The sequence below is a fragment of the Pseudoalteromonas atlantica genome (assembly GCA_007988745.1).
Taxonomy (GTDB): domain Bacteria; phylum Pseudomonadota; class Gammaproteobacteria; order Enterobacterales; family Alteromonadaceae; genus Pseudoalteromonas; species Pseudoalteromonas atlantica.
Window position 1 is genome coordinate 1 of record BJUT01000054.1, and the last position, 24,310, is coordinate 24,310.

19 protein-coding genes are annotated in these 24,310 nt (G+C 41.8%); 12 read left to right on the top strand and 7 right to left on the bottom strand.

The features are described from left to right. Positions 1-180: 180 nt before the first annotated feature. The 9 genes from PAT01_RS16835 (at position 181) to speD (ending at position 10,560) form a co-directional block, all read left to right on the top strand. A complete protein-coding gene (locus tag PAT01_RS16835) occupies positions 181-2,454 on the top strand; it encodes a putative bifunctional diguanylate cyclase/phosphodiesterase (protein ID WP_154945859.1) in 2,274 nt (757 codons plus the stop codon). Between the two features lie 128 nt (positions 2,455-2,582). Beyond that, the gene (locus PAT01_RS16840) at positions 2,583-3,164 is read left to right on the top strand and encodes an anthranilate synthase component II (RefSeq protein WP_154945860.1); all 582 of its coding nucleotides are present in this window, start codon (positions 2,583-2,585) and stop codon (positions 3,162-3,164) included. A 46-nt stretch (positions 3,165-3,210) separates the two neighbouring features. Then, on the top strand, positions 3,211-4,371 hold the full coding sequence (locus tag PAT01_RS16845) for an HDOD domain-containing protein (protein ID WP_024032033.1): 1,161 nt from the start codon (positions 3,211-3,213) through the stop codon (positions 4,369-4,371). A gap of 444 nt (positions 4,372-4,815) precedes the next feature. Continuing rightward, on the top strand, positions 4,816-6,021 hold the full coding sequence (locus PAT01_RS16850) for an aspartate aminotransferase family protein (protein ID WP_154945861.1): 1,206 nt from the start codon (positions 4,816-4,818) through the stop codon (positions 6,019-6,021). An 84-nt stretch (positions 6,022-6,105) separates the two neighbouring features. Further along, entirely contained in the window at positions 6,106-7,122 is a 1,017-nt protein-coding gene (gene astA / locus PAT01_RS16855; protein ID WP_004588189.1) for an arginine N-succinyltransferase, read from the top strand. 16 nt (positions 7,123-7,138) lie between these two features. Next, positions 7,139-8,608, top strand: coding sequence for a succinylglutamate-semialdehyde dehydrogenase (gene astD, locus PAT01_RS16860; RefSeq protein WP_029774138.1), 1,470 nt, complete (start codon positions 7,139-7,141; stop codon positions 8,606-8,608). Positions 8,609-8,748: 140 nt separating this feature from the next. Further along, positions 8,749-9,096, top strand: coding sequence for a DUF3802 family protein (locus tag PAT01_RS16865; RefSeq protein ID WP_004588191.1), 348 nt, complete (start codon positions 8,749-8,751; stop codon positions 9,094-9,096). Between the two features lie 149 nt (positions 9,097-9,245). Then, entirely contained in the window at positions 9,246-9,659 is a 414-nt protein-coding gene (locus PAT01_RS16870; protein ID WP_004588192.1) for an OsmC family protein, read from the top strand. 88 nt (positions 9,660-9,747) lie between these two features. Further along, entirely contained in the window at positions 9,748-10,560 is an 813-nt protein-coding gene (speD, locus tag PAT01_RS16875; protein ID WP_004588193.1) for an adenosylmethionine decarboxylase, read from the top strand. 83 nt (positions 10,561-10,643) lie between these two features. Here the strand turns inward: speD and PAT01_RS16880 are convergent, their stop codons facing one another. Then, positions 10,644-11,915: an aromatic amino acid transport family protein gene (locus PAT01_RS16880; protein WP_004588194.1), complete on the bottom strand. Its 1,272-nt coding sequence runs from the start codon at positions 11,913-11,915 to the stop codon at positions 10,644-10,646. Positions 11,916-12,240: 325 nt separating this feature from the next. Here PAT01_RS16880 and PAT01_RS16885 point away from each other — a divergent pair, with 325 nt between their 5' ends. Then, a complete protein-coding gene (locus tag PAT01_RS16885) occupies positions 12,241-15,054 on the top strand; it encodes a P-loop NTPase fold protein (protein WP_154945862.1) in 2,814 nt (937 codons plus the stop codon). Between the two features lie 308 nt (positions 15,055-15,362). Here the strand turns inward: PAT01_RS16885 and cysQ are convergent, their stop codons facing one another. From cysQ to cysG, 6 genes are read right to left on the bottom strand one after another with little or no spacing between them, the layout of a single operon-like run. Then, complete coding sequence (cysQ, locus tag PAT01_RS16890) at positions 15,363-16,133, bottom strand: 3'(2'),5'-bisphosphate nucleotidase CysQ (protein ID WP_154945863.1); 771 nt, start codon at positions 16,131-16,133, stop codon at positions 15,363-15,365. 5 nt (positions 16,134-16,138) lie between these two features. Then, the gene (cysC, locus tag PAT01_RS16895; protein ID WP_024032040.1) at positions 16,139-16,735 is read right to left on the bottom strand and encodes an adenylyl-sulfate kinase; all 597 of its coding nucleotides are present in this window, start codon (positions 16,733-16,735) and stop codon (positions 16,139-16,141) included. A 31-nt stretch (positions 16,736-16,766) separates the two neighbouring features. Continuing rightward, positions 16,767-18,491 (bottom strand): SLC13 family permease, encoded by a 1,725-nt coding sequence (locus PAT01_RS16900; RefSeq protein ID WP_004588197.1) that lies wholly within the window; start codon positions 18,489-18,491, stop codon positions 16,767-16,769. Between the two features lie 31 nt (positions 18,492-18,522). Next, positions 18,523-19,947, bottom strand: a complete 1,425-nt coding sequence (gene cysN / locus PAT01_RS16905) for a sulfate adenylyltransferase subunit CysN (RefSeq protein ID WP_024032042.1) — start codon at positions 19,945-19,947, stop codon at positions 18,523-18,525. After that, the gene (cysD, locus tag PAT01_RS16910) at positions 19,947-20,846 is read right to left on the bottom strand and encodes a sulfate adenylyltransferase subunit CysD (protein ID WP_004588199.1); all 900 of its coding nucleotides are present in this window, start codon (positions 20,844-20,846) and stop codon (positions 19,947-19,949) included. The genes cysN and cysD overlap by 1 nt, the downstream gene beginning before the upstream one ends. 48 nt (positions 20,847-20,894) lie before the next feature. Beyond that, positions 20,895-22,322 (bottom strand): siroheme synthase CysG, encoded by a 1,428-nt coding sequence (cysG, locus tag PAT01_RS16915; protein WP_024032043.1) that lies wholly within the window; start codon positions 22,320-22,322, stop codon positions 20,895-20,897. Positions 22,323-22,603: 281 nt separating this feature from the next. On the opposite strand from cysG, the gene deoC reads away from it, so the two are divergent. Both deoC and PAT01_RS16925 read left to right on the top strand, forming a co-directional pair. Further along, positions 22,604-23,347, top strand: coding sequence for a deoxyribose-phosphate aldolase (gene deoC, locus PAT01_RS16920; protein ID WP_154945864.1), 744 nt, complete (start codon positions 22,604-22,606; stop codon positions 23,345-23,347). Positions 23,348-23,360: 13 nt separating this feature from the next. Beyond that, positions 23,361-24,209: an SPFH domain-containing protein gene (locus PAT01_RS16925; protein WP_029774147.1), complete on the top strand. Its 849-nt coding sequence runs from the start codon at positions 23,361-23,363 to the stop codon at positions 24,207-24,209. Positions 24,210-24,310: the final 101 nt, after the last annotated feature.

A 24,310-nucleotide genomic window follows, 5' to 3' on the forward strand; every position in this document is an offset into this window, starting at 1 on the left:
GGATTGGTATCATTAAGGCCGGCATCCTCGCCGGCCTCTTTCTTTTTTTTAATGCCCGCCTGATTAACGTTTGCGCACCCTTTTTTATAACTAAATATAAACAATAGTGCTTTTATTAATCGTATATAATTACGTTTTAAAATGAGTTGTTAATATTTCAGGGTCAGAGCAAGCGTTTATATGAAAATATTCACTAATAAATTTGCCAGTAAAGCTAAGCAGTTTTATATCGGTATTGTGCTGGTAGGCTGTGTACTGTCTGCAATGGTTTATTATCAGGCAGAAACCATTAAGCGCACCTCATCGACCTTAATGGAACAACAAATTCCGGCGCTGCGCGATATTCGATTAATCGAAACCTACCTAGTAAAGCAAGAGCGCTTATTATATGAGTATTACGCAACGAGTAAGCGTGAACTTTATTTAATCGACTTTTTAGAAAACCATGTACGTATACTTGCACTAATAAAAAACCTAGATCAAAACCACTGCACATTAGCGCTAGAAAGCAGCTTAAGTGATGAGTTTAAAAGTGGTTTAGACTTAGCACTTAAATTACACGAAAACTTATCAAGCAGCAGCACTAGTTGGGATTTAGCCAGAGAGCAACTAGAGCAACTCACCGAACTGCAAGCCCAAGTGATGGGACACTTAACAAATGCAGAAACGGTTATTTCAAATGCGGTTGATAGCGGCTACAAAGACACCGAAAGCAACCTGCACACCACAGTCAATATTGTGTTTTTGTTTACGTTTGCCATAGTGCTGGTAAGCATTTATACAGGGCGTTACGCATCTAAATTTATAAAACTTAGTACCCGTAACGAACGTTTAGCGCTATTTCCAACGCGCAACCCTAACCCAATTGTGAGTTTAAGCGCCAACCTTGAGCTTAACTACTGTAACCCTGCCGCTATTGCTATGCATAAAGCGTATGTAAGCGATAAACACAGTACGCCCATTGCATTACTAAGCCCTAATATAAAGCAGCAACTAATAGATACTAAGCAGTCGGCTAGTCATGTTGAGCGTTTTTATACACAGCTAGATAACCATTACCTCACTTACCAAATACATTGGCTGCAAGAAATAGATGCCTTTGATATACACATACGCGATGTAACAGAGCAATTTGAGGCAGAGCGCTCATTAGAGTATTTAGCCTTTCACCACCCGTATTCAAAGTTGCCTAACCAAGCCAGTTTAGAAACATACACCAATGAGCTAATTTCGCTTGAGCAGCCTTTTAGTTTAATGCTGATTGATGTAAGCCACTTTAAGCTATTGCTTGAGCAATATGGCTTATCGGGGGCTAACGAGTGTATAAATGCCTTTGCTATGCACTTATCGCGCAGCGCTAATAAATTTTCTCAGCAGTTAAAAAGCAAAAACAAACTGACCTTCTACCACATTGCCGATGCTAACTTTGTGGTTATTTATACCGAGCAAGATTGCTCAACAACCCTAGATGACTTACTCAAAGGCGTACAAAGCCGTTTAAGCCAAGCTATTAGCACACCGTACGGTGAAATGCGTATGAGCTTTAACTGCGGTGTAACACGCTACCCAACCAGTAATGACTATAAAACGCTGCTACTGCACGCCAATATTGCCTTAGAAGAGGCGGTAAAACGTAATATTCCCTACGCTTATTTTGATACCGAAAGCGGAGTTAAGCACGCACAGCAGCTGCATATTGCTCGGCGCCTTGATACCGCCATTGAAAAGCAACAGTTTGAGCTTTATTTTCAGCCTAAAATGCACCTTAAATCGCAAACCATAAACAGCTGCGAATGTTTAATTAGGTGGTTTGATGATGGGAAGTTTGTCTCTCCGGCGCAGTTTATTCCTATTGCCGAGCACAGCGGGTTTATATTGCCATTAGGCGAATGGATACTTGATAGTGCCTTTGCCCAAGCTAAAAAATGGCATCAGCAAAACTTAAATATCCGCTTGGCTATTAATATATCGGCAAGGCAATTTACACAGCAAGACTTTGTGCAAAGCATAAAACAGCGGTTGGCAAATTTTAACGTGCCCGCGCATTTAATTGAGCTAGAAATTACCGAAACCGCCATCATGGACGATGAAGAGTTTGGTATTTCAGTACTGCAGGCGCTGAGTGCACTGGGTATTAGCTTATCAATTGATGACTTTGGTACGGGCTATTCGTCGCTGGGTTACTTACAGCGTTTTCCGGTAAATAAATTAAAAATAGATCAGTCGTTTGTGCGCAATATGGCCACTGACACACGCGATCAGGCTTTAGTACTGAGTATTTGCCAATTAGCTAAAAACTTAGGGCTCGATATTATCGCCGAAGGCGTAGAAGAGCATGCCCAACTTGAAAAACTAAAAGAGTATAACTGCGACCTAATTCAAGGGTACTTGTTAAGTCGGCCAATACCAGCAAACGAATTTGAAGAATTTTTAGCTAAAGGCGTAAGTTTTTAAGGCGTTTTGCTAATGTATGTTGGGTAATTATTAGTGATAGAATGGCCCTATAAAAGCTTCTATCGCTCATTTTACAAGCCGCACATGTGAGCAAAGAGCACTACATTATTAAATAAGGTCGTTGTGTAATGCTGTTGATGATCGACAACTACGATTCGTTTACTTATAACCTAGTACAATATTTTCAGCGCTTAAACCAAGAGGTGCTGGTAAAGCGTAATGACGAAATATCTGTTGCGCAAATTAAGCAACTTAACCCCAAGCATATTGTTATTTCTCCGGGGCCTTGTTCGCCAAACGAAGCGGGCGTGTCACTCAATGTCGTTGAGCAGCTAAAAGGCATTTACCCTATTTTGGGTATTTGCTTAGGGCATCAAACCATCGCGCAAGCGCTAGGGGGCAAGGTTATACGTGCTAAGCAAGTCATGCATGGTAAAACCTCACCTATTGTTCATAATAATAAGGGGGTATTTACCGGTTTAGAAAACCCGCTTACTGTGTGTCGTTATCACTCGCTGGTGGTCGAAAAACATAGTTTACCGAGTGAATTAGCCATTACAGCATGGAGCCAAACCGAGCAAGGTGAGTTTGACGAAATTATGGGGCTACTTCACACAGAGCTTGCTCTTGAAGGCGTGCAATTTCATCCCGAGGCTATTTTAACAACTCAAGGGCTCGAATTGCTTGCTAACTTTTTATCTCGCTTCTAACCTTACAGTAACCACCGAATGGTAATACTTATACTGAATGGACTTTATGACTGAACTTGCGTCGCAAAAGCGAATAGCCTCAATGCTTGACCAGCGTGCTCACGACTTGCTGCTTGGCCATAGTTTTGCACATCAACAAATTGGCTTTATTCATACGCTGGAAATTGATTATGGTGAACCAATGAAGCAACGCACGTTATTAGAAGTAGAAGTTGCCGCACAGCATAAACGCCAGCAAAGTAGCACCGCGCATCATAAGTACCGAGCACAAGCGAGCAAGCAACTTCATAAAGTAATAGAAACAGCCATATTTAAGCAATTAGAAGATATGGATGCTGTTATTCAAAACACCATAGGCATAGAAGATAACGTTGCTACCATGCTAGATATACTGGCGGTTAAGTCGGCAAGTGTTGGGCGTTTAGAGCCATTGGTAAATGATTCTAGTTGGCTTGGCCGCGAATTAGTGTCATTGGTAAACCTGCCTTACTACCGAAAGCAGCGCAGCAAAAGTACCTCAGTTAAAGTAGACAGCCCCGCACTTGCACTGCGCTATATTGGCCTTGATAACTTACAATTGGTAATTCCTACTTTTGCTATGCGCCATTGGATGCCACACAGCACAGAGCCATTTCCATTATTAAAGCGCCGCCTGCGCGATGCCGCCATGGCCAATGCAATTGCGGCGCAAAAAATTGCAGAGCTTAACGATGTAAACCCTGTACATGCGTTTACACTGGGCATGCTTATAGATGTTGGGCGTATTGCCTTAGTACGCTTGTACTTAAAAACCTTTGAACAGGTATGGCAACGCAAAGTGCAAATAGCACGCGAAGCACAGCAAAAAGATTTACACACGGCATTGTTGGAGCTAAAGCCAGATCCCTTATTTTTAACCACGTTGTTAAGTAATAAGTCGCTTGAGTTAAGTGCTAAAGTTATTCGAAAAATGGCTTTTAAGTTTTTGCCGTTTAATCATGTTATGGCGCAACTTGTTCACGGCATCGAGCAAAGTAGTGATGTTTTCCCTATGAGTGAAGTCATGCTTAAAGCGCGATGCTATTCGCAGTATTTAAATCTAAAACAGCACCAACTTATTGAACAAGATGAAATGCAGGCGTGGTTTTCGTATCACCAATTCACTAAAAATGAGCTAAAAGCCCTCGAAACAAGCAATTTTACCAACCTTGCTATTCAAATTGACTAAAAAGCAGCTTACTCGCTGGTCCTTATATCGGTAAATTGCCGTTGGTGGCGGCAAATTTTCATTAACTATTGAATTTTTTGTTAATTTTTTTGCGACTATTCATTCATTAACATCTCCCCAAGCACACCTCGCTTTAAGCACTTAATGTAAGGCGCGACTCACTGCGCAGGCGCATAAGTATTAAAAAATGGCATTTATTTTCTATGCAGATAGTTATTCACTATCTATGAAATAATATCCCAAGGCCTTTATTTTAAAGGCCTGCATGAAAGTTTTTAACGAGACAGCACCACAAATATCTGAAATAATGAGCGCCTGAAAATTGAACCACAAGGCAGTTTTACGCTCAACCTTTTGCTATTTAGTGCGTAAATATCTTGGTTACATTTATAACCAAACACCTATTTTGATGTTTTGTGTTGCTCACAATTAAGAGGAAAAAAAATGACAGTCAATCGCGAATTATTTGATCACGTAATGGTTCCTAACTACGCGCCTTCAAGCGTTATTCCTGTTCGAGGCGAAGGCTCTCGCGTATGGGATCAACAAGGTAAAGAATATATCGACTTTGCCGGTGGTATTGCTGTTAACTGTCTTGGCCATTGCCATCCTGCATTAGTAGGTGCATTAAAAGAGCAAGGCGAAAAAATTTGGCACCTATCAAACGTAATGACTAACGAGCCTGCGCTGCGTTTAGCTAAAAAAATGGTCGATGCGACCTTTGCTGAAAAAGTTTACTTTGCAAACTCAGGCGCAGAAGCAAACGAAGCCGCGCTTAAATTAGCACGTCGTTTTGCACTTGATAAATTTGGTGCTGAAAAATCACAAATTATCTCATTTAACAAAGGCTTTCACGGTCGTACGTTCTTTACCGTAACCGTAGGCGGGCAAGCTGCATACTCAGATGGTTTTGGTCCTAAGCCAGGCGACATCGTACATTGTGATTACAATGACCTAGCTGCATTTGAAGCGCTAATTAGCGACAAAACATGTGCCGTAATGATGGAGCCACTGCAAGGTGAGGGCGGTATTATTTCGCCAACTGACGAATTTGCACAAGGCGTTCGTGAGCTATGTACTAAACACAATGCACTGCTTATTTTTGATGAAGTACAAACAGGTGTTGGCCGTACTGGTGAGCTATACGCATACCAAGGTTTAAACGTAGTGCCTGATATTTTAACGTCAGCTAAAGCTCTTGGCGGCGGTTTCCCTATTGGCGCTATGCTAACTACTACTGAGATTGCTCAGCACTTAAAAGTAGGGACTCACGGTTCTACTTACGGTGGTAACCCACTGGCGTGTGCAGTAGCTGAAGCCGCATTTGATACTGTAAATACCCCTGAAGTACTGGCGGGCGTAAAAGAAAAAGCAGCATTATTTAACGAGCTTCTTAACGCGGTAAACGAAAAATACAACGTATTTAGCGAAATTCGTGGCCAAGGTTTATTAATTGGTGCAGCCGTTAACGAGCAATACAAAGGCCGTGCTAAAGAGTTTTTAGTAGCAGCTACCGAGCAAGGGCTTATGTCGCTTGTAGCGGGTGCTGATGTAGTACGCTTTACGCCATCGTTAGTAATCACCGAAGCGGATATTCGCGAAGGTATGGCGCGTTTTGAAAAAGCAGTAGCAAGCGTAGTAAACGCTTAAGCGCGTTAAACCACCTTATTAAGGGCAAGCCTGCTTGCCCTGCATATTCTATTTACCGTTATTGATAAGGGAGCAAGCGGACTCATGATGATCCTTCGCCCAATCCAGCAAAATGATTACGCAGCGTTATTAAAAATTGCCCACGAATCGGGCCATGGTTTTACATCTTTGCCGTTAAACGAAGAGTTACTGCAAAAGAAAATTGACCATTCTGTAAGTTCATTTGCTAAACAAACGTCACAACCTGGTGACGAAGGCTACCTGTTTGTTCTTGAAGATACCGAAACCGGTGAAGTAGTCGGTACTTCAGCTATTGAAGCTGCAGTAGGGCTTGATGATGCGTTTTATCATTACCACTTAAGTAAAGTAATTCACTCATCACGCACGTTAGATGTATACAAAGCGGTTGATATTTTAACCCTATGTAACGACTACACCGGCGCGACAGAACTATGTACCTTATTTTTGAAAGATGGCTATCGTAAAAACTGTAACGGTAAACTTCTTTCAAAAGCGCGCTTTATGTTTATAAAACAACATGAGCAGCGTTTTGCACAAACAGTAATAGCAGAAATGCGCGGCGTGTCTGACGAAAACGGCAGCAGCCCGTTTTGGCAGTGGCTAGAAGAGCACTTTTTCTCAATGGACTTTCCTACCGCCGATTACCTAACAGGTATAGGCCAAAAAGTGTTTATTGCTGAACTAATGCCAAAGTACCCAATTTACGTAAACTTGCTTAGCAAAGACGCTCAAGCGGTGATTGGTAAAGTACACGACAACACACGCCCAGCTATTGAGCTATTAAAAAATGAAGGATTTACCTTCAACGGTTACGTCGATATTTTTGATGCGGGCCCAACAGTAGAAGCAAAAGTAGATAACATTGCCACTATTCGTAATGCAAAAGACTTTAAAGTAGAAATAGGCGAAGCATCGGGCGATACCATGGTACTGCTTGCTAACGGCAAGTTAGAAGATTACCGTGCAACGGTTGCAGCGCTTAGCTTTGATGAGCGTGCAAGCAGCCTTATTTTATCGCAACAAATAGCCGATGCCCTACAGCTACAATCGGGCGACACCGTAAGCGCAACCCCAGTTTAATTAAGGAGAAAGTATAATGACTCATCCTGCACAATTTATTAATGGTCAGTGGTCACAAGGCCAAGGCAACGCATTTAATTCAGTAAACCCTGCAAATAACGACGTTATTTGGCAGGCATCTTCAGCGACTGCAGAGCAAGTAGATAGCGCGGTGAATTCGGCGCGCGAAGCATTTTACAGCTGGGCAGATAAAAGCTTTAACGAGCGCCTAGAGATAGTTAAAACCTTTGCAGCAACACTTAAAGAGCACAGCGAAGAACTTGCTGTAGCGATTGCCCAAGAAACCGGTAAGCCACTGTGGGAAACGCGTACAGAAGCGGGCGCAATGGTAGGTAAAATTGCCATTTCTGAAAAAGCATTTTTAGAGCGCACTGGCGACGTTGAAAACGCTATGCCGGTAGGGCGTGCGATGATCCGTCATAAACCACATGGTGTAGTTGCCGTATTTGGCCCATATAACTTCCCTGGGCACTTACCTAATGGCCACATTGTGCCAGCGCTTTTAGCCGGTAACACAGTAGTATTTAAGCCATCAGAGCTTACGCCAATGGTTGCTGAGCTTACGCTTAAACTATGGGAAAAAGCCGGTTTACCTGCCGGTGTAATTAACCTTGTTCAAGGTGAAGTAGAAACAGGTAAAGCCCTTGCTGCGCATAAAGGCATAGATGGTTTATTCTTTACAGGTTCTTCGCGTACTGGTCATATTTTACATGAGCAGTTTGCAGGTCAGCCGGGTAAAATTTTAGCGCTTGAAATGGGTGGCAATAATCCACTGATTATTAAAGATGTGGCAGATACTAAAGCCGCGGTACACGATATTATTCAATCGGCGTTTATTTCAAGCGGCCAACGTTGTACGTGTGCTCGTAAAGTATTTTTACCTAAAGGCCAGCAAGGCGATGACATTTTAGCGCGCCTTATCACTGCAACTAAAGCCATTAAAGTAGGCAACTACGATGATGAAGATCAGCCATTTATGGGCTCTATGATCTCATCTGCGGCTGCAGCAGGCATGGTAAAAGCACAAAACGAGCTGGTTGAGCTTGGCGGTGAAGTACTAGTAGAGCTTGAGCACACAGCCAATACTGGTTTTGTAACACCGGGTATTATTGAGTGTTCAGCAATTAGCGACTTCCCAGATGAAGAGCACTTTGGCCCATTATTAAAAGTGTTCCGCTTTGATGACTTTGACCACGCAATTGATAAAGCAAACGATACCAGCTTTGGTTTATCAGCAGGTTTATTAAGCGACAGCGAAGCCGACTACAATCACTTTTTACGTCGTATTCGTGCCGGTATTGTTAACTGGAACCGCCCAATTACAGGTGCATCAAGTGCAGCCCCATTTGGTGGTATTGGCGCATCAGGAAATCACAGAGCAAGCGCATATTACGCAGCCGACTACTGTGCCTACCCTGTTGCTTCGGTAGAACTTGAAAAAGTAACGATGCCAGCAACACTAAGCCCAGGCTTAAAAATAGATTAATTACTGTTCTATTTGTAGTTATAAAGAATTAGAAAAGCAGCTTAGGCTGCTTTTTTTGTATTGGTATCGCGCAAAGCTAGTAATTAGTGGCGCTTTCTGCTTAAATCTATGCAATTAGTTATTCAAAGGTGAAAATCACAATGGTTTTAGACAGGCAAGGGTACGATGACTTGATCATGTATCTAACTCAAAATTTAGCGTTATTTGAGAAGCCAGGCGAAATCAAACCCGGTGCCCCTACCGTTATGGAACTCATAGAAGATGTAATAGCGCATAACGTTATGCTAATTTGTGAACAACATACTAATCTTAATACTGAACAACGCAGCCAAATAGTGCGCGAGGTAGACGGTATTGTTTACGACTTACAAGAAGTACTAAGCAGCATAACCTCACAACCTGTTACGGTTGAACAACACGCATTTATAGATGAGTTTGCTGGGCTTATTAAAAACTTATTTGATAACGCGGTAACACAAACCTCTTAACGTTACCCGTTAACACAGCGCAGTATGACCTAATGACTGCGCTTCTATTACTTCTCGCCTTATTAATAACACCACTAAATTTAATCTCAGCGCTCACGTATCGTTGCAGATTGTTATACAATCAACAAAATTTTTTTAGAGATAAACACATGCAAGCAAATGTAAAATGGGTTGAAGGCGACACCTTTATTGGCCGTTCTAATTCTAATCATAATGTAGTTTTTGATGCCGGTAGCGACAGCGCTGCACCAAGTCCAATGGAAATGGTACTTATGTCGGTAGGCTGTTGCTCGTCGGTAGATGTTGTAAGTATTTTAAAAAAAGCCAAACAAGATTTTTCTGATGTGCAAGTACAACTAAGCTCAGAGCGCGCCGAAACAGCGCCTCGTGTATTTACTAAAATTAATTTACACTTTGTTGTTACAGGCAATAATGTCTCAGAAAAACACCTTGCGCGTGCGGTTTCGCTCTCTGCTGAAAAGTATTGTTCTGTTGCTTTAATGCTTGATAAAACAGTAGAAATTACCCACAGCCACGAAGTTGTGCAAGAACAGGTAAAATAACGCTTTTTCCGTGAGGAAAATTCGTATAAAATCCGCGAACTTTTCATTCTGCAGGTGCAGATTTCACTAATTTATAGGTTGGTTTATCATGAACAAACCCTTCGATAAACTTAAACTTCATGGCTTTAATAATTTAACCAAAAGTTTAAGCTTTAGTATTTACGACATTTGCTACGCAAAGACCGAGCAACAACGTAAAGAATATATTGAATATATCGACGAGCAGTACAGTGCAGATAGACTAACCGACATACTAGGTGATGTTGTTGATATTATTGGTGCTAACATTTTAAATGTGGCGCGCCAAGATTATGAACCACAAGGCGCAAGTGTGACTATTTTGGTTTCGGAAGAGCCGGTAGAAGAGCAGCAAAATTACGATGCTGACGAAGCGCCAGGCCCATTACCAGATTCTGTTGTTGCGCACCTAGATAAAAGCCACATTTGTGTACATACCTACCCAGAAGCGCACCCTGATGATGGTATTTGTACATTCCGTGCTGATATTGAAGTATCTACCTGTGGCATTATTTCGCCACTTAAAGCGTTAAACTTCTTAATTCATAGCCTTGAGTCAGACGTAGTAACTATTGATTACCGCGTACGTGGTTTTACCCGCGATGTAAACGGCGTTAAACACTACATTGACCATGCAATTAACTCGATTCAAAACTTCATGACAGAAGATACCAAAGAAGCGTACCAAATGATGGACGTGAACGTGTATCAAGAAAACCTGTTCCACACCAAAATGATGTTAAAAGAAACCGACTTAAACACTTACCTGTTCGGCCTATCTACTGATGAGCTGTCGGATGAGGAAGAAGAAGAAATTCGCTCTAAACTAACCCGCGAAATGCAGGAGATATTCTACGGTCGTAACCTACCAGACGCAGAATAAATTAGTTTAAAAGCAAGTTAGTTGTATTAAAAATGGCGCTCAGTGAGCGCCATTTTTTATGTGGGGCATTTATAGCAACTCGCTTAATTAAGCATGCTGTAAATAAGCGCACATACGGCCAGTGAGCCCACAGCAAGTACAAACAAGGTACTTAAACGGTTGCGGTATTTACTCAGCGCAGGCACTTTGTATACGGCAATCATTGGCATAATAAATAAAATCATCGCAATGATAGGGCCTGATAGCTGATCCATCATGTCTAAAATGCTTGGGTTTTTAACCGCGCAAAACCAAATAGCAAAAAACATAATGAGTACGCCAATTTTGTCGGCTACTTTAGCACTTAAGCTGGTTTGCTTAGTCACCAAACCGGTAAAGCTTTCGCGTGCACCTAAAAAGTGCCCTAAAAACGATGACGTAATCGCAATAAAGGCAACCAGCGGCCCAAGGGTCGCGATATACGAGTTACTGGTGATATTAGCAAGGTAAGATAAAATCGATACGTTAGCCGCTTTAGCAGCAGCCATTTGCTCGCTAGTAAGCGAAAGCACGCACGAAAATACAAACAGCAGTACAAATACAATAAGTAGTAAGCTAGTGCGCTTTAAAATAGCCTCAGCCTTATTAGTGGCCTGATTGCCATAATGCCCACGCTGCACGTTCACAAAGCTTGAAATAGCCGCCGCATGGCTAAACGAAAACACAATAATAGGAATAGATAACCACAGCGTTTTAGTAAAGCTGCCCGCCTCAGGTAGGCTCATATCAGGCATTTGCCAGCTAGGGATTAAATAGAGCGATAAGCAAAATAAAATCCCCACAAGCGGATAGACCAAAATAGCGAACGCGCGAAGCATTAAGCGCTCGCCGCCCATCATTAGGCTAATCATACCGGCAACTAATACACCCGAAAGCAACACGCGAGAAGGTGACTCAAGGCCCATTTGGTTCACCATAAAGCTATCAACGGTATTGGTTAAGCCTACGCCGTAAATAAGCAAAATGGGAAATATAGACAAAAAGTATAATAAAGAGATTAACCTACCTGCCGTTACACCAAAGTGCTCTTCAACAACATCAGTAAAATCTGAATCTTTGTTTTTAGACGACAACACAAAGCGGGCTAAGCCGCGGTGTGCTAAAAAGGTCATTGGAAAGGCTAAACACGCCATAATAATAAGCGGCCAAAAACCACCTATACCAATGTTAATAGGTAAAAATAAAATGCCCGCGCCAACGGCGGTACCAAAAAGGCTTAACGTCCACTGCGTATCGTGCAGGTTCCATTTAGAAGTAGGTGTGTGTTCACCTGTTGTTGATGCATTTGAAAGCGTTGCATCTTGTGATGGTGTCATGTGTGTGCTCATCCATTATTTAAATAATAATCGCGCGCAAGAATATAGTTTTTAGCTAAAAGTTTCATGTTTTGAGGGGTTTTGTAGACTAATTAATTAGACGCCGTTGCACCAAAAGTGTCATGAATACGAAACAGCGCTGTAAAAATAAACAAATACCCGAACCAGCACAGTTGTAGGTTGGGTAGAGCGAAGCGAAACCCAACACGCCATAGCGTCATTCGAGCGGTAAAGCCAAGAGGCGACTTTATTTCTTAAACTTGCTTATTCAATAATGTTTAATTGATATACACTGGCTAGGTAACGTATTGATAAGGATATTAAGTTGTCGCAAGTTAAAACACTCCCCATTACAACCATGCGTTGGCTCTCTCTTTTATTGTGCGCAATGGCTGCTACAACAATTACTGTGTTTTTAAGCAAAGTTGGTTTTGTACAAAAGGCATATTCAAGTTGGAGCGCTATTTTAAATACAAATCCGGTTTTGCATTACAGCAGCGCATTTTTAGCCGGTATTGGCATAAAACTGCTGCTGGATAGGTTTTACATTTCTCACGCTAAACGCAGTATTAGGTTTAACTGGCGATATCCGCCAGTGACAATGAGTGTATTGTTTGGATTATTTTTCATTGTTAGTTATGTGTATGTAAGTTATTCCAATGAAATTTTAGCTCAATTAACTGCTCATGCATTTGTAAGTTTCAAGTTTCTGTCACTGAGTTTTTTAGCTGCTGCAGCGACTATTATCTATCAAACTAAACTGTATACAAAAAATCCCATATTTTCAGTCGTACTGTGCACGGTATCAGCATTTTATTTATTTTCTGCAATAAGCTTAGTTGAAACAGAGCAAGCATTCTGGGTGTTCTTTTGTATAGCAGTTGCTTATTTGGTCATGTCGGTATATTTGCTATGTGAGCAACTAAAAGCATCTAGCGCAGAGTCGAAAGTCGAATCAAAACAAGAAGCTGAACTAACGCTTGAGAGCTTAGAGGATTTTCAACGATGGTTTAAAGATGATTCAATTATTAAAAACACAGGGCAATTAGAGCCTGACTTGCAGGTTTATGCAAAGCGTATTACTGAGCGGCTACGTAACGGCGGTGATGATTATGAAGAAGACTTGGCGCAGCACATAGCGCTATGTGGACCATACGGTTGCGGAAAAAGCAGTATCGTCGAAAGTATTGTGAATGATTTAGCAAAAAACTCTGAAAAAGAGAGTATTTGGATACACAGCGATATATCAACTTGGGGCGCAGCCAGCGACAGTGTCGCGCATGTAGTGCTCAGTAACATTATTGATGATATCAGTCAGCATATTGATATGTGCGCCTTTCGTGCGTTACCTAAACATTATACTGAAGCGCTAAAGTCAGGAGGCGGTATATTTCAATTTGCCTCCACACTACTCGCGGGCCCAATTGATATTGAGCAAAGCTTTCAAAAACTTAATGGGGTTCTTGAAGTTACCAACCACAAATTACTGATCACCCTACAAGATGTTGACCGTGGTACGGGTGATGAAAACGAAAAACGGCTAAATGATATAGCTGCATTGCTGGATAGATTAAAAGATCGAGATTTGAGTCATATCAATTTCATCGTCGCTATGGGTAATGACAAGCTAGAGTACGCTGTAGCTTTAAGTAAAGTTGCTGATCATACAGAGACAATAGTATCCCAAGACTTCAAAAGAGTACTGTGCAATTGGGCAAAGCTGTGCACAAGTAAAATATTCGATAATGATATGTTGTTACCACATTCATCAATAAGTAGTTCTGCACAATATTTTGAGCAAAACCCATTTGCTTTTCATGAGACTTTTTATCAGCCAGCAATTATTTCTAATAACTTTATAGTCTCAATTCGAGTTTTGAAGCGAGTGATGCGACGTGTAAGTAAGTGCTGGACTAAAGAAAAGTTATTGGGAGAGGTTGATTTTGGCTCTTTGTTATTACTCACTACATTACGTGAGGTTGAGCCTGTGTTATTCAATGCATTTGCAAACTCTTACACAAGCTTAATTAATGGTAAAGTAGAAGATGGAAAGCAGAAAACAATAAATGAAGCCCTCTCAAACTTGATAGCTGATTTTACAAATAGTGAAGCTACGCATGTTTACAATGCTTTATTTAAGGAGTTATTAAATCTTATAGAAGATATAACTGATAAAAGCGGAAATGGTTTAAAGGGGAGTAAAAATAGTGACGAGCAACATTTAGGTGTAAAACCAGACTCTGTTGATTATTTAAAGCGGGTATTACTGGAAACCGTCCCTGAAAATGAGCTTAGAGACCAAGAGGTATTGAAAGAGTTTAAAACGATACTCCCTGAGAATATTGAAAAACTGGCCAATCGTATATGTATAGATCATCGTTGGTTAGTTAGCTTTGAGCGTTTTAATGGTATCTTTGGATCTGGTGACGATATTGAAAATAAGAACAAGAGAAAGTCATTAGCCTTTGCAATTTTAGACAATAAACAGGCTGAAAAATCAGGTCTATTTTCACATCCTAGTATTTTTGAAGATACACTATTACAAACAATTGTTATCGAAGGTCACTTTGAAAAAGTGTTAAATAAACTAGCTGAAATTGAGTCTGCTCAAGCTCTGTTATTCCGGATTCTTACTTGGCATTACAGTTTCCTTTTTATATGCCAAGAATTACCTGAATTAAGGATTTCAAAAGATTCTAAAGGTGATTATTTTGATGTTGAAGAGTCAGAAGATCGCCGGAAGATCGCTGAAAAAGCCAAAAGCTTTACGCATAATATAGATTTCAGAAAGTTTTTAATTGAAAACTTAGACCAACTAAATATGGAATCCATTGAGTTAACAATACATTATTTGGTATTTACACAATTCGATGACTCAAAATTCAACTTTGATGAAAAGAGGATGGAAAATATTTTAAGTATTTGTCTAGCTAGTGTTTCAGCAAATGCGACATTACTCCTTATAAATAATGCTAAGTTTGCTGAACCTGAAGCTATTTATTTTCGACAGCACCTACTAAAAGTTACGACAGATCAAAAAGTAGACTTAAAAAACAAAATTCAATGTTTTCAGCATGAAGATATTACAGAAGATCAGAAAATTAAAGTCATCAATAATTTAGGTTTATCAGAAGAGTAAGTTAGAGTTGAGCTTAGGCGGGATTACGAGTTATTGTTTATAGCTTAGGTCTCAAACCTCTTTGTAGCGAAGCGACTCTGTACTCTCGGTGGTGAAATTGTTTTTTAAATAGAATGCTGGACATGATTAGTTACAGGGTCAATTACTCGTGGCTTAAGCTATCTTACTGTAAATGAAAATTCAGATTTCTTGGTGCCTGCTTAAAGTGCATGACTTAAAGATGTTGGGTTTCGTTCCACTCAACCCAACCTACGGTGTTTAGGTTTACATCGAGCTGCTCGTGGCTAACAGCTCGAAGCTCGCAGCTCTTACTCTTCCACCGCACTCACTACAAAATACGGATTCAAATACTCATCTTTGGTGTTATAAATAAGCGGGCTGCCATCGAGCTTGGTTACTTTAGCGCCGGCTATTTCAGCAATAGCATGGCCAGCTCCCGTATCCCACTCACAGGTTGGGCCTAAGCGCGGGTAAATATCAGCGCTGCCTTCGGCAACTAAGCATAATTTTAGTGAGCTTCCTTTTGAGACCATTTCAACGTCGTCAAAGCGTTTTACAAACCCGGCTAAATCGGGTGATGGGTGCGAGCGACTGCCAACCACGCGGATTAACCCTTTGTTAGGTTTGGTGGTTACTTTAAGCTCGATGCGCTCATCGCCCTTGTCTTTAAACGCGCCAATGTCGTTACTGGCTAAGTACGATACGCCAAGTGCGGGCGCATCAACGACAGCAAGCACAGGTTTGCCGTTTTCGATTAGGGCTATATTTACGGTAAATTCGCCGTTCTTTTTAATAAACTCTTTAGTGCCGTCGATTGGGTCTACTAACCAGTAGCTTTTCCATGTTTGACGAATGTCCCAGCTTATATCAGCGCTTTCTTCGCTAAGTATAGGTGTGTCGGGCGTGAGCTGTTTTAGCCCTGTCACAATGACTTTATGAGCTGCTAAGTCGGCGTCGGTTACTGGGCTTTCATCGGCTTTGTATTCAACGTTAAAGTCCTTTTCGTAAATCCCCATTATGGCTTGGCCTGCTTTGCGGGCAAGGATGAGGGTTTCTTCTAGTAGCTCGGTTTGGTTCATTGGGGTTAACCTATAATATGCTTTTGTTTTAGATACGTTATCAGTTGTGTAACCGATTGGTCTAGGGTGTTTTTACTGGTATCTAAAATTATTTCTGGGTTGTTGGGTACTTCGTAGCTTGAGTCGATACCGGTAAAGTGTTTAATCTCACCTGCGCGGGCTTTTTTGTATAAGCCTTTAGGGTCGCGGCTTTCGCATACATCAAGCGGGGTATCTATAAATACTTCAATAAACTCGCCGTCATCGACTAGGCTGCGCACCATGTCGCGCTCTGCTCTAAATGGCGAGATAAACGCGGTAAGCACTAATAGGCCGGCATCGGTCATTAGTTTGGCGGTTTCGCCAACGCGGCGTATGTTTTCGATGCGGTCTTCGTCGCTAAAGCCAAGGTCTTTACATAAGCCGTGACGTACGTTATCGCCATCAAGCAGGTAAGTGTGCGCACCTTGCTGGTTAAGCGCCGCTTCTAATGCGTTGGCTACGGTGCTTTTGCCAGAGCCAGAAAAACCGGTAAACCATAAAATGGCCGGTTTATGCTTTTTTTGCTCACTACGTTGTGCTTTTGTGGTTGCGTAGTTATGCCAAACAATATTTTCATCCATAGTGGTGTCTCTTGTACTGTAAGCGCCCGTATTAAAAAGGAAATACGAGCGGGATCAATGTTAATACCGTGATTGAATAAATAATAGAAAGGGGCAAGCCCATTGTTATGTAATCTTTTAAGCGGTAGTTACCCGCGCTGTAAACCATAAGGTTTGTTTGATACCCAAACGGCGATATAAAACTGGCAGATGCACCAAACGCTACCGCCATAATAAAGGGTAGTGGGTCTACATTAAAACCCACTGCTAGCGAGTAAGCCACAGGGAATGAAAGCGCTGCTGCGGCATTATTAGTAATAAGCTCGGTGAATAATACGGTCATTAAAAATATGGCGATAAACGCGCCATAAGGGCCAAAATCACCTAGTACCATAAATAGGGCATCTGATATTTGCCCGGCAAGCCCGGTTTCTATCATTAATTTAGCAAGCCCTATGGCACTGCCTACAACGGCGAGTAGCTCAATGGGAAAGCGACGTTTTACTTCGCTTAGTTTAACTGTACCGCTAAGCAATAAGCCAATGAGTAACACCAGCAGACCTTTTACTAAAGGAACTATACCTACAATGCTCAACCCTAACACGGCGGCAAAGCCTGCCAATACAATATTAGATTGTTTAGGTTTTAGATGTGTTTGTAAGTCAAACCCCGATATATACACAAATTCGCGGTTTAAATTAGGTAAAGAGTAAAAGTTTTTACCTGGGGCGAGTATTAAGGAGTCGCCGGCTTGCAATTGCACTTGCCCAAGGCCGCCTTGTAAGCGGTCATGCCCTCGGCGAATGGCAATAACAGCGGCATGAAACTGCTCTCTAAAACGCGCCTCTTTTACGGTTTTGCCAATAAACTTTGATGATTGGCTCACAACCACTTCAACTAAGTGTTCTATGTCTTTTTCGTGGTTGTCGTGCACCACTTTTAATCCGTCAAAGCGTCTTAATAAGGGTACCGATTTAATATCGCCAACAAACAGTAGTACGTCGTTTTGTCTAATAATTTGCTGAGGTGTTACTGCGTATATACGCTCATCGCCACGAATAATTTCGGCGAGAAATAAATCTTTTAAATCGCGTAGGCCGTTTTCTTCTACGGTGCGGCCAATAAGCTTAGAGCCTGCCTGCACTTTTCCCTCTAAGTAAAAGGGAATAACCTCTTGCGTGTTTTTGCCGTTGTCGGGCAGGTATTTGAGCATCACTAAAATAGTAATGAGGCCCACACTTAATGCGCCAATGCCCACTAAGGTAAAATCAAAAAAGCCCAGTGGCGCCATGCCTGCATCTACGGCAAAGCCGTTCACTATTAAATTGGTTGATGTACCAATAAGTGTAATGGTGCCGCCTAATATAGCGGTGTACGACAGCGGTAATAGTAGCTTTGAGGGTGAATGATTTGGGTTGTCTTTTATGGCGGTGATAAGCGATGCCACAACCGCGGTGTTGTTAGTAAATGACGATAAAAACGCGGTTGATAAACCAAGCTTTGTTACCGACTTTACTAAGCTCCCTTTAGATAACGATTGGGAAAGCTGTTGTATGAGTGTGGTTTTTTCAATAGCGATTGAAACCAGCACTAATAATACGAGGGTAATGAGCGACGGGTTTGCGTAGTTTACTAACATGCTTTCAAGGTCAATCAGGCCTGTTAAATAACCCGTACCAATAGCACTTACAAATAACCATGCTGGATTAATGCGGGTGCCAAAAAGGCACCCAACTAAGGTAAGCATAATGCCTGTTAAAACGAGCTGCTCTACCATGCTTTTATATTCCTAACAGACATTTTTATACTTACAGTTTTGAAATATCAAGCGCTTGCCAATGTGGGAAGTGCTTGCGTACTAAGCTATTAAACTCAATTTCAAAGTCGCTGAAATCGCTGTTTTGTTTTTCGCTTTTTAGTACTTGCTCAATCATACCTGCGGCAACCGTTAAATTAGATAAACGGTCGATAAGGATAAATGAGCCAGTTTCATGGTTGTTGTGGTACTCGTCAGCTAATATTGTTTCGCTTAGTTCAAGCGTGACAATGGCAATTTCGTTTAGCTGAAGTGAATCGGCTGTGCCGTGCTCTAAGGTATTTACATCAATAGTGTGGTCAATCTTTTTAACCACGGCTGATGTATTTTTGCTACCTAGTTTAATGTTGTAGCTTTTACCTAGTACCAGCGGCTCTTCGTGCATCCACACAAGTTTAGCTTGTATAAGATTAGTAACCGTTGCACTTGAGCTTTGCGGCACAATGACATCGCCGCGGCTAATATCAATTTCGCTATTGAGGGTAACGGTAATTGCTTGGCCGGCCTCTGCGTGATCTAGGTTGCCATTAAAGGTCACAATTTCTTTAATACTTGATGTTTTACCCGACGGTAATACTTTTATTGCATCGCCAACTTGTAATTTACCTGATGCCAATGTGCCCTGAAAACCACGGAAGTTTAAGTTAGGGCGCACTACATATTGCACAGGTAAGCGTGCTTCAAAGCCGGTATCGGTTTCGGCCGCTGGTGAGTCTTCTAAAAGCTCAAGCAATGGCTTGTCGGTGTAATAAGGCGTATGTGCAGAGCGGGTTACTACGTTGTCGCCTTTAAGCGCCGACATAGGCACAAACTTAATGTTTGATACGTTAAGTTGCTCAGCAAATTTAAGGTAATCGGCTTTAATTTTTTCATAAACGGTTTCGTCAAAATCAACGATATCCATTTTATTAATCGCGACCACAAACTGTTTAATACCTAGCGAGTCACAAATAAAGCTATGACGCTTAGTTTGTACTTGCACACCGTAGCGAGCATCAACCAAAATAATGGCTACATCGCTTGTTGATGCGCCTGTTACCATGTTGCGTGTGTATTGCTCGTGCCCTGGGGTGTCGGCAATAATAAATTTACGCTTAGCCGTTGAAAAATAACGGTACGCTACATCAATAGTAATGCCTTGCTCGCGCTCAGCTTGTAGGCCATCTACTAGTAGCGCTAAGTCTAGCTCTTCGCCTGCGTTACCTACTTTTTCGTTATCTTTATGAAGAGCTGCTAGCTGATCTTCATAAATTTGGTGGCTGTCGTGCAGTAGGCGGCCAATCAGTGTTGATTTACCGTCATCTACGCTGCCACAGGTAAGCATACGCAATAAGCTTTTATCTTGTTGGCGTGCTAGGTAGGCGTCTATGCCAATCTCTTTTACTTCGTTAATGGTGTCGTTAGTATTGGTAGACATTAGAAATACCCCTCACGTTTTTTCTTCTCCATTGAGCCTGCTGAGTCGTGATCTATTACACGGCCTTCACGTTCAGATGACGTAGATAGCAGCATTTCTTCAATAATTTCTGTTAGGTTACTGGCTGTAGATTCAACTGCACCGGTAAGTGGGTAACAGCCTAAAGTACGAAAACGTACCGACTTCATTTGTGGTACTTCGCCCTCAGCAAGTGGCATGCGCTCATCGTCAACCATAATTAAGGTCCCGTCGCGCTCTACTACTGGGCGCTCTTTCGCTAAATAAAGCGGAACCATTTCAATGTTTTCTTGGTAAATGTATTGCCAAATATCAAGTTCAGTCCAGTTAGACAGTGGGAATACACGAATGCTCTCACCTGGGTTAACTTGGCTGTTGTAAGTATTCCAAAGCTCTGGGCGTTGGTTTTTAGGGTCCCAGCGGTGGTGTTTATCGCGGAACGAGTAAACACGCTCTTTAGCGCGAGACTTTTCTTCATCGCGGCGTGCGCCACCAAATGCAGCATCAAAGCCGTATTTATCTAGCGCTTGCTTTAAGCCTTGGGTTTTCATTATGTCGGTATGTTTACCCGAGCCATGCTCAAACGGGCTAATACCCATTGCCATGCCTTCTGGGTTTTTGTGTACCAGCAGGTCAAAACCGTATTCTTTTGCAAGGCGATCGCGAAACTCAATCATTTCACGAAACTTCCAGTTGGTGTCTACGTGTAATAACGGAAACGGAATTTTTGCAGGGTAAAATGCTTTACGCGCTAAGTGCAAAAGTACCGACGAATCTTTACCAATAGAGTAAAGCATTACTGGGTTCTCAAACTCAGCGGCGACTTCGCGCATGATTTTGATACTTTCAGCTTCAAGTTGCTGAAGGTGAGTTAAAGCCATTGTTAGTCGTCCTACTAAAATGATTAAAAGTGATTAAGTAAAATATAATTATGTATTTGATACGCCGGTTAGCGGCTGAGCAAAGCTACTGGTTTGCTCGTTTTGGCCAAACCACGCAAGCTGCGAGTGCAGGGCGGCTACTTCGCCAATAATAAGTAATGCTGGCGATACAACACTGTTGCGCTCTATTAAATCTGCAAGCTCACCTAATTGCCCCGTAACAACACGCTGGTTTTTGCGCGTGCCGTTTTCGATTATGGCAACTGGCGTATTAGCGCTACGGCCATGTTTTAAAAGCTGAGCCTGTATATGTGGCGATTTAATAACGCCCATATAAATAGCTAAAGTTTGATGCGCTTTAGCAAGCGATTGCCAATCGAGTTCTTGGCCATCTTTTTTACAATGCCCTGTTACAAACTGGATGGCTTGTGCGTGGTCGCGGTGAGTAAGCGGAATACCCGCATACGCGCTACAACCAGCGGCGGCAGTTATACCCGGTACTATTTGATAATTAACGTTATTGGCAGCCAGTACTTGTACTTCTTCGCCACCACGGCCGTAAATAAAGGGGTCGCCGCCTTTAATGCGGCATACTTTTTTGCCTTGCTTGGCAAAATCAACCAGCATTTGGTTGGTATCTTCTTGCGCTACACTGTGATCGCCCATACGCTTACCTACGCAAACTAAATCGGCATCACGGCGTACTAATTCCATAATTTCATCAGACACTAAATAGTCGTATACAACGACATCGGCTTGCTGCATTAACTGCAATGCTTTAAGTGTTAAAAGCTCAGGATCGCCTGGGCCTGCACCTACTACATACACTTCGCCTTCTGGCTCGGCTTTGGCATCAAGCATTTGCTCTAGTTGTGCTTGTGCTGCATCGGTATTACCTGTTTGCACTTTGCTTACGACTGATGAATCAAACACGCCTTCCCAAAATTGGCGGCGATCAGCAAAGTGCTTAAAGCGCTGTTTTACTTTGTCTCTAAAACTGCCAACTAAAGTAGCCAGTGGGCCAATGTGTTGTGGGATTAACGTTTCGAGCTTTTCACGTAGTCGCCGAGCAAGTACTGGCGCGGTGCCTGCACTTGAAATAGCTATGGTTATTGGGTCACGGTCTACAATTGATGGGAATATAAACGTACATTTAGGTTGGTCATCAACCACATTTACAAATACATTGCGTGCGTTAGCTAGCTCAAATACATTGTTGTTTACTTCGTCTAAGTCTGTGGCTGCTATAACCAGCATTTTGCCATCAAGGTGCGACTCATCAAAATAGGCATCAATAAGCGTTACTTCATTGTTTTGTGCATGTTCTTTTAGTTCATCACAAAACCAAGGTGCCACTAAGGTTACATTTGCGCGGGCTTTTAAAAACGCGCGACATTTGCGTAATGCGACCTCTCCACCGCCAACAACCAGCACGGGTTTGTTGTCGAGTTTGGTAAAGATAGGTAAATACTGCACGTGGTTAACACCTCTAAATAAAATCTAAAATAAAACGCTATTGAGCAGGGGGCAGAATATAGCGCGCACTAGTAAGTAAAAAATAATTAAAACCAAGTTTATATAACCAAAAGTTATAATGGGTGGTTGTTTTAGGTTTAAGCCTTAATCTATAGGGGATTAACGCGCATTACACGCAAAATAATGTGCTTATAGTGTTTGGTTATGAGCTATAGCGAGATTACGTTAATTTGTTACTATGGCGCTAAACCTAATTTATCGCCTACTTAAAGGGATCACGTATGACTGAACAACACAACGATGCACACTTAGCTGTATCGCTTATGGATTTAACAAGCCTAAACACCTCAGACACGGCCAGTGATATTCAGCAGCTTGTAAATAGTATTAACCCTAAATTGGGCACGCCTGCTGCAGTATGCGTTTACAGTGATTTTGTAGATGATGCAAAAATAGCACTGGCTGCGCGTGAGCTTAAACATGTAAAAGTAGCAACGGTAACAAATTTCCCTAGTGGTGATGCGCCACTGAGCGATGTGATAAACGAAACACTGATAGCAATTGAGCGCGGCGCGGATGAAATAGATTTAGTGATCCCGTATAAAGCACTTATTGCTGGCGAGCACAGCAAAGTGCTGGAGTATGTAACTCAAAGTAAAAAAGCCTGCGGTACAAAAGCGCAATTAAAAGTAATTATAGAAAGTGGCGAACTTAAAACTGCAGAGCTAATCACTAAAGCTACAAACTTGGCTATTCAAGGCGGGGCTGATTTTGTAAAAACCAGCACAGGTAAAGTGGCAATAAATGCAACGCTTGACGCAACAAACGTGATGCTCAGCGCTATTAAACAATCGGGTAAGGTTGTTGGTTTTAAAGCCGCAGGCGGAGTTAAAACTGTTATTGATGCAAAGGAATATTTAGCACTGACACGCTCAATTATGGGCGATGACTACTTACAGGCCACTACATTTAGGTTTGGCGCATCAAGCTTACTAAGTGATGTATATAAAGTATTAGAAAAATAACCAAGGACATATAATGAAACCAAGAAATTCAGGGATGCAAAACCTGGTCAATAACCTTGTTAAAGGTGCCATTTTGGCCGGTGTTGTAGGGTTTGGCTTAACTGCATGTACTAACCCAAGCACGCCTGCAGGTGAAGAAGGGTATGTGTACGAAAAACCAAGAATATTTGGCGAAGGGGGCTACCAAGGCACCATGAAAGGACCTGCTAACTATGGTGTTTCTTTACTTCGTAATGAAGTGGTAAATATTGATATGCGACCTAATACGTATACTGAAACATTCAGAATTCTTGCTAATGATGATTTAAATATAAAATTTGATTTTCATGCAGTAATAGGGATTCAAAGTGGCTCGGTAAAAACAGTTGTAGAAGAGTATGGCGCTGAGAACTGGTATAAACGCTTTGTGCGTGAAACGTTTAGAACCTATGTGCGTGACATTGTGCAAAAGTACGACAGTGGTGAGCTGAAAACAAACCGCGAACAAATAGCGCAAGAAGTTAGTTTGCGTTTACAAACTTATTTATCATCAACGCCCTTTAAATTAGCAAATGTAGTAGTGGGAGATATTAATTACCCAGCCATTGTCGCAAATGCTGTAGAGAAAAAGCTTGCTGCGCAGCAGTTACTAGCAGAGAAAGAAACACAAAAAGAAATAGCACGCAAAGATGCTGAAATAAGAGTGGAAGAAGCAAAAGGTATTGCCCAAGCCCAAAAAATAATTAACGCAACGCTTACTGCAAATTATTTACAGCATGAAGCTATAAACGCGCAGGCAAAAATGGCTGAGTCGCCAAACCATACAACGGTTTATATTCCAGTTGGTAATAATGGCGTGCCGCTAGTAAAAGGGGCTAATTAAGCCTTTTTATTATTAAGGACTTAATAGTTTATCGAGATTTTGCAATGTGGGTATCTTTTAGGCTTGTGTTAATGATTTGCGTAAGTATAATAGGCATCCAC

Coding starts and splice junctions, on each gene's coding strand:
- cysN (WP_024032042.1), bottom strand. CDS start 19,947: ATGTCTACCAATACTAACGACACCATTAACGAAGTAAAAGAGATTGGC.
- cysQ (WP_154945863.1), bottom strand. CDS start 16,133: ATGAACCAAACCGAGCTACTAGAAGAAACCCTCATCCTTGCCCGCAAA.
- PAT01_RS16925 (WP_029774147.1), top strand. CDS start 23,361: ATGAAACCAAGAAATTCAGGGATGCAAAACCTGGTCAATAACCTTGTT.
- PAT01_RS16845 (WP_024032033.1), top strand. CDS start 3,211: ATGACTGAACTTGCGTCGCAAAAGCGAATAGCCTCAATGCTTGACCAG.
- PAT01_RS16870 (WP_004588192.1), top strand. CDS start 9,246: ATGCAAGCAAATGTAAAATGGGTTGAAGGCGACACCTTTATTGGCCGT.
- cysC (WP_024032040.1), bottom strand. CDS start 16,735: ATGGATGAAAATATTGTTTGGCATAACTACGCAACCACAAAAGCACAA.
- astA (WP_004588189.1), top strand. CDS start 6,106: ATGATGATCCTTCGCCCAATCCAGCAAAATGATTACGCAGCGTTATTA.
- PAT01_RS16880 (WP_004588194.1), bottom strand. CDS start 11,915: ATGACACCATCACAAGATGCAACGCTTTCAAATGCATCAACAACAGGT.
- astD (WP_029774138.1), top strand. CDS start 7,139: ATGACTCATCCTGCACAATTTATTAATGGTCAGTGGTCACAAGGCCAA.
- PAT01_RS16835 (WP_154945859.1), top strand. CDS start 181: ATGAAAATATTCACTAATAAATTTGCCAGTAAAGCTAAGCAGTTTTAT.
- PAT01_RS16865 (WP_004588191.1), top strand. CDS start 8,749: ATGGTTTTAGACAGGCAAGGGTACGATGACTTGATCATGTATCTAACT.
- cysD (WP_004588199.1), bottom strand. CDS start 20,846: ATGGCTTTAACTCACCTTCAGCAACTTGAAGCTGAAAGTATCAAAATC.
- PAT01_RS16840 (WP_154945860.1), top strand. CDS start 2,583: ATGCTGTTGATGATCGACAACTACGATTCGTTTACTTATAACCTAGTA.
- PAT01_RS16850 (WP_154945861.1), top strand. CDS start 4,816: ATGACAGTCAATCGCGAATTATTTGATCACGTAATGGTTCCTAACTAC.
- PAT01_RS16900 (WP_004588197.1), bottom strand. CDS start 18,491: ATGGTAGAGCAGCTCGTTTTAACAGGCATTATGCTTACCTTAGTTGGG.
- speD (WP_004588193.1), top strand. CDS start 9,748: ATGAACAAACCCTTCGATAAACTTAAACTTCATGGCTTTAATAATTTA.
- deoC (WP_154945864.1), top strand. CDS start 22,604: ATGACTGAACAACACAACGATGCACACTTAGCTGTATCGCTTATGGAT.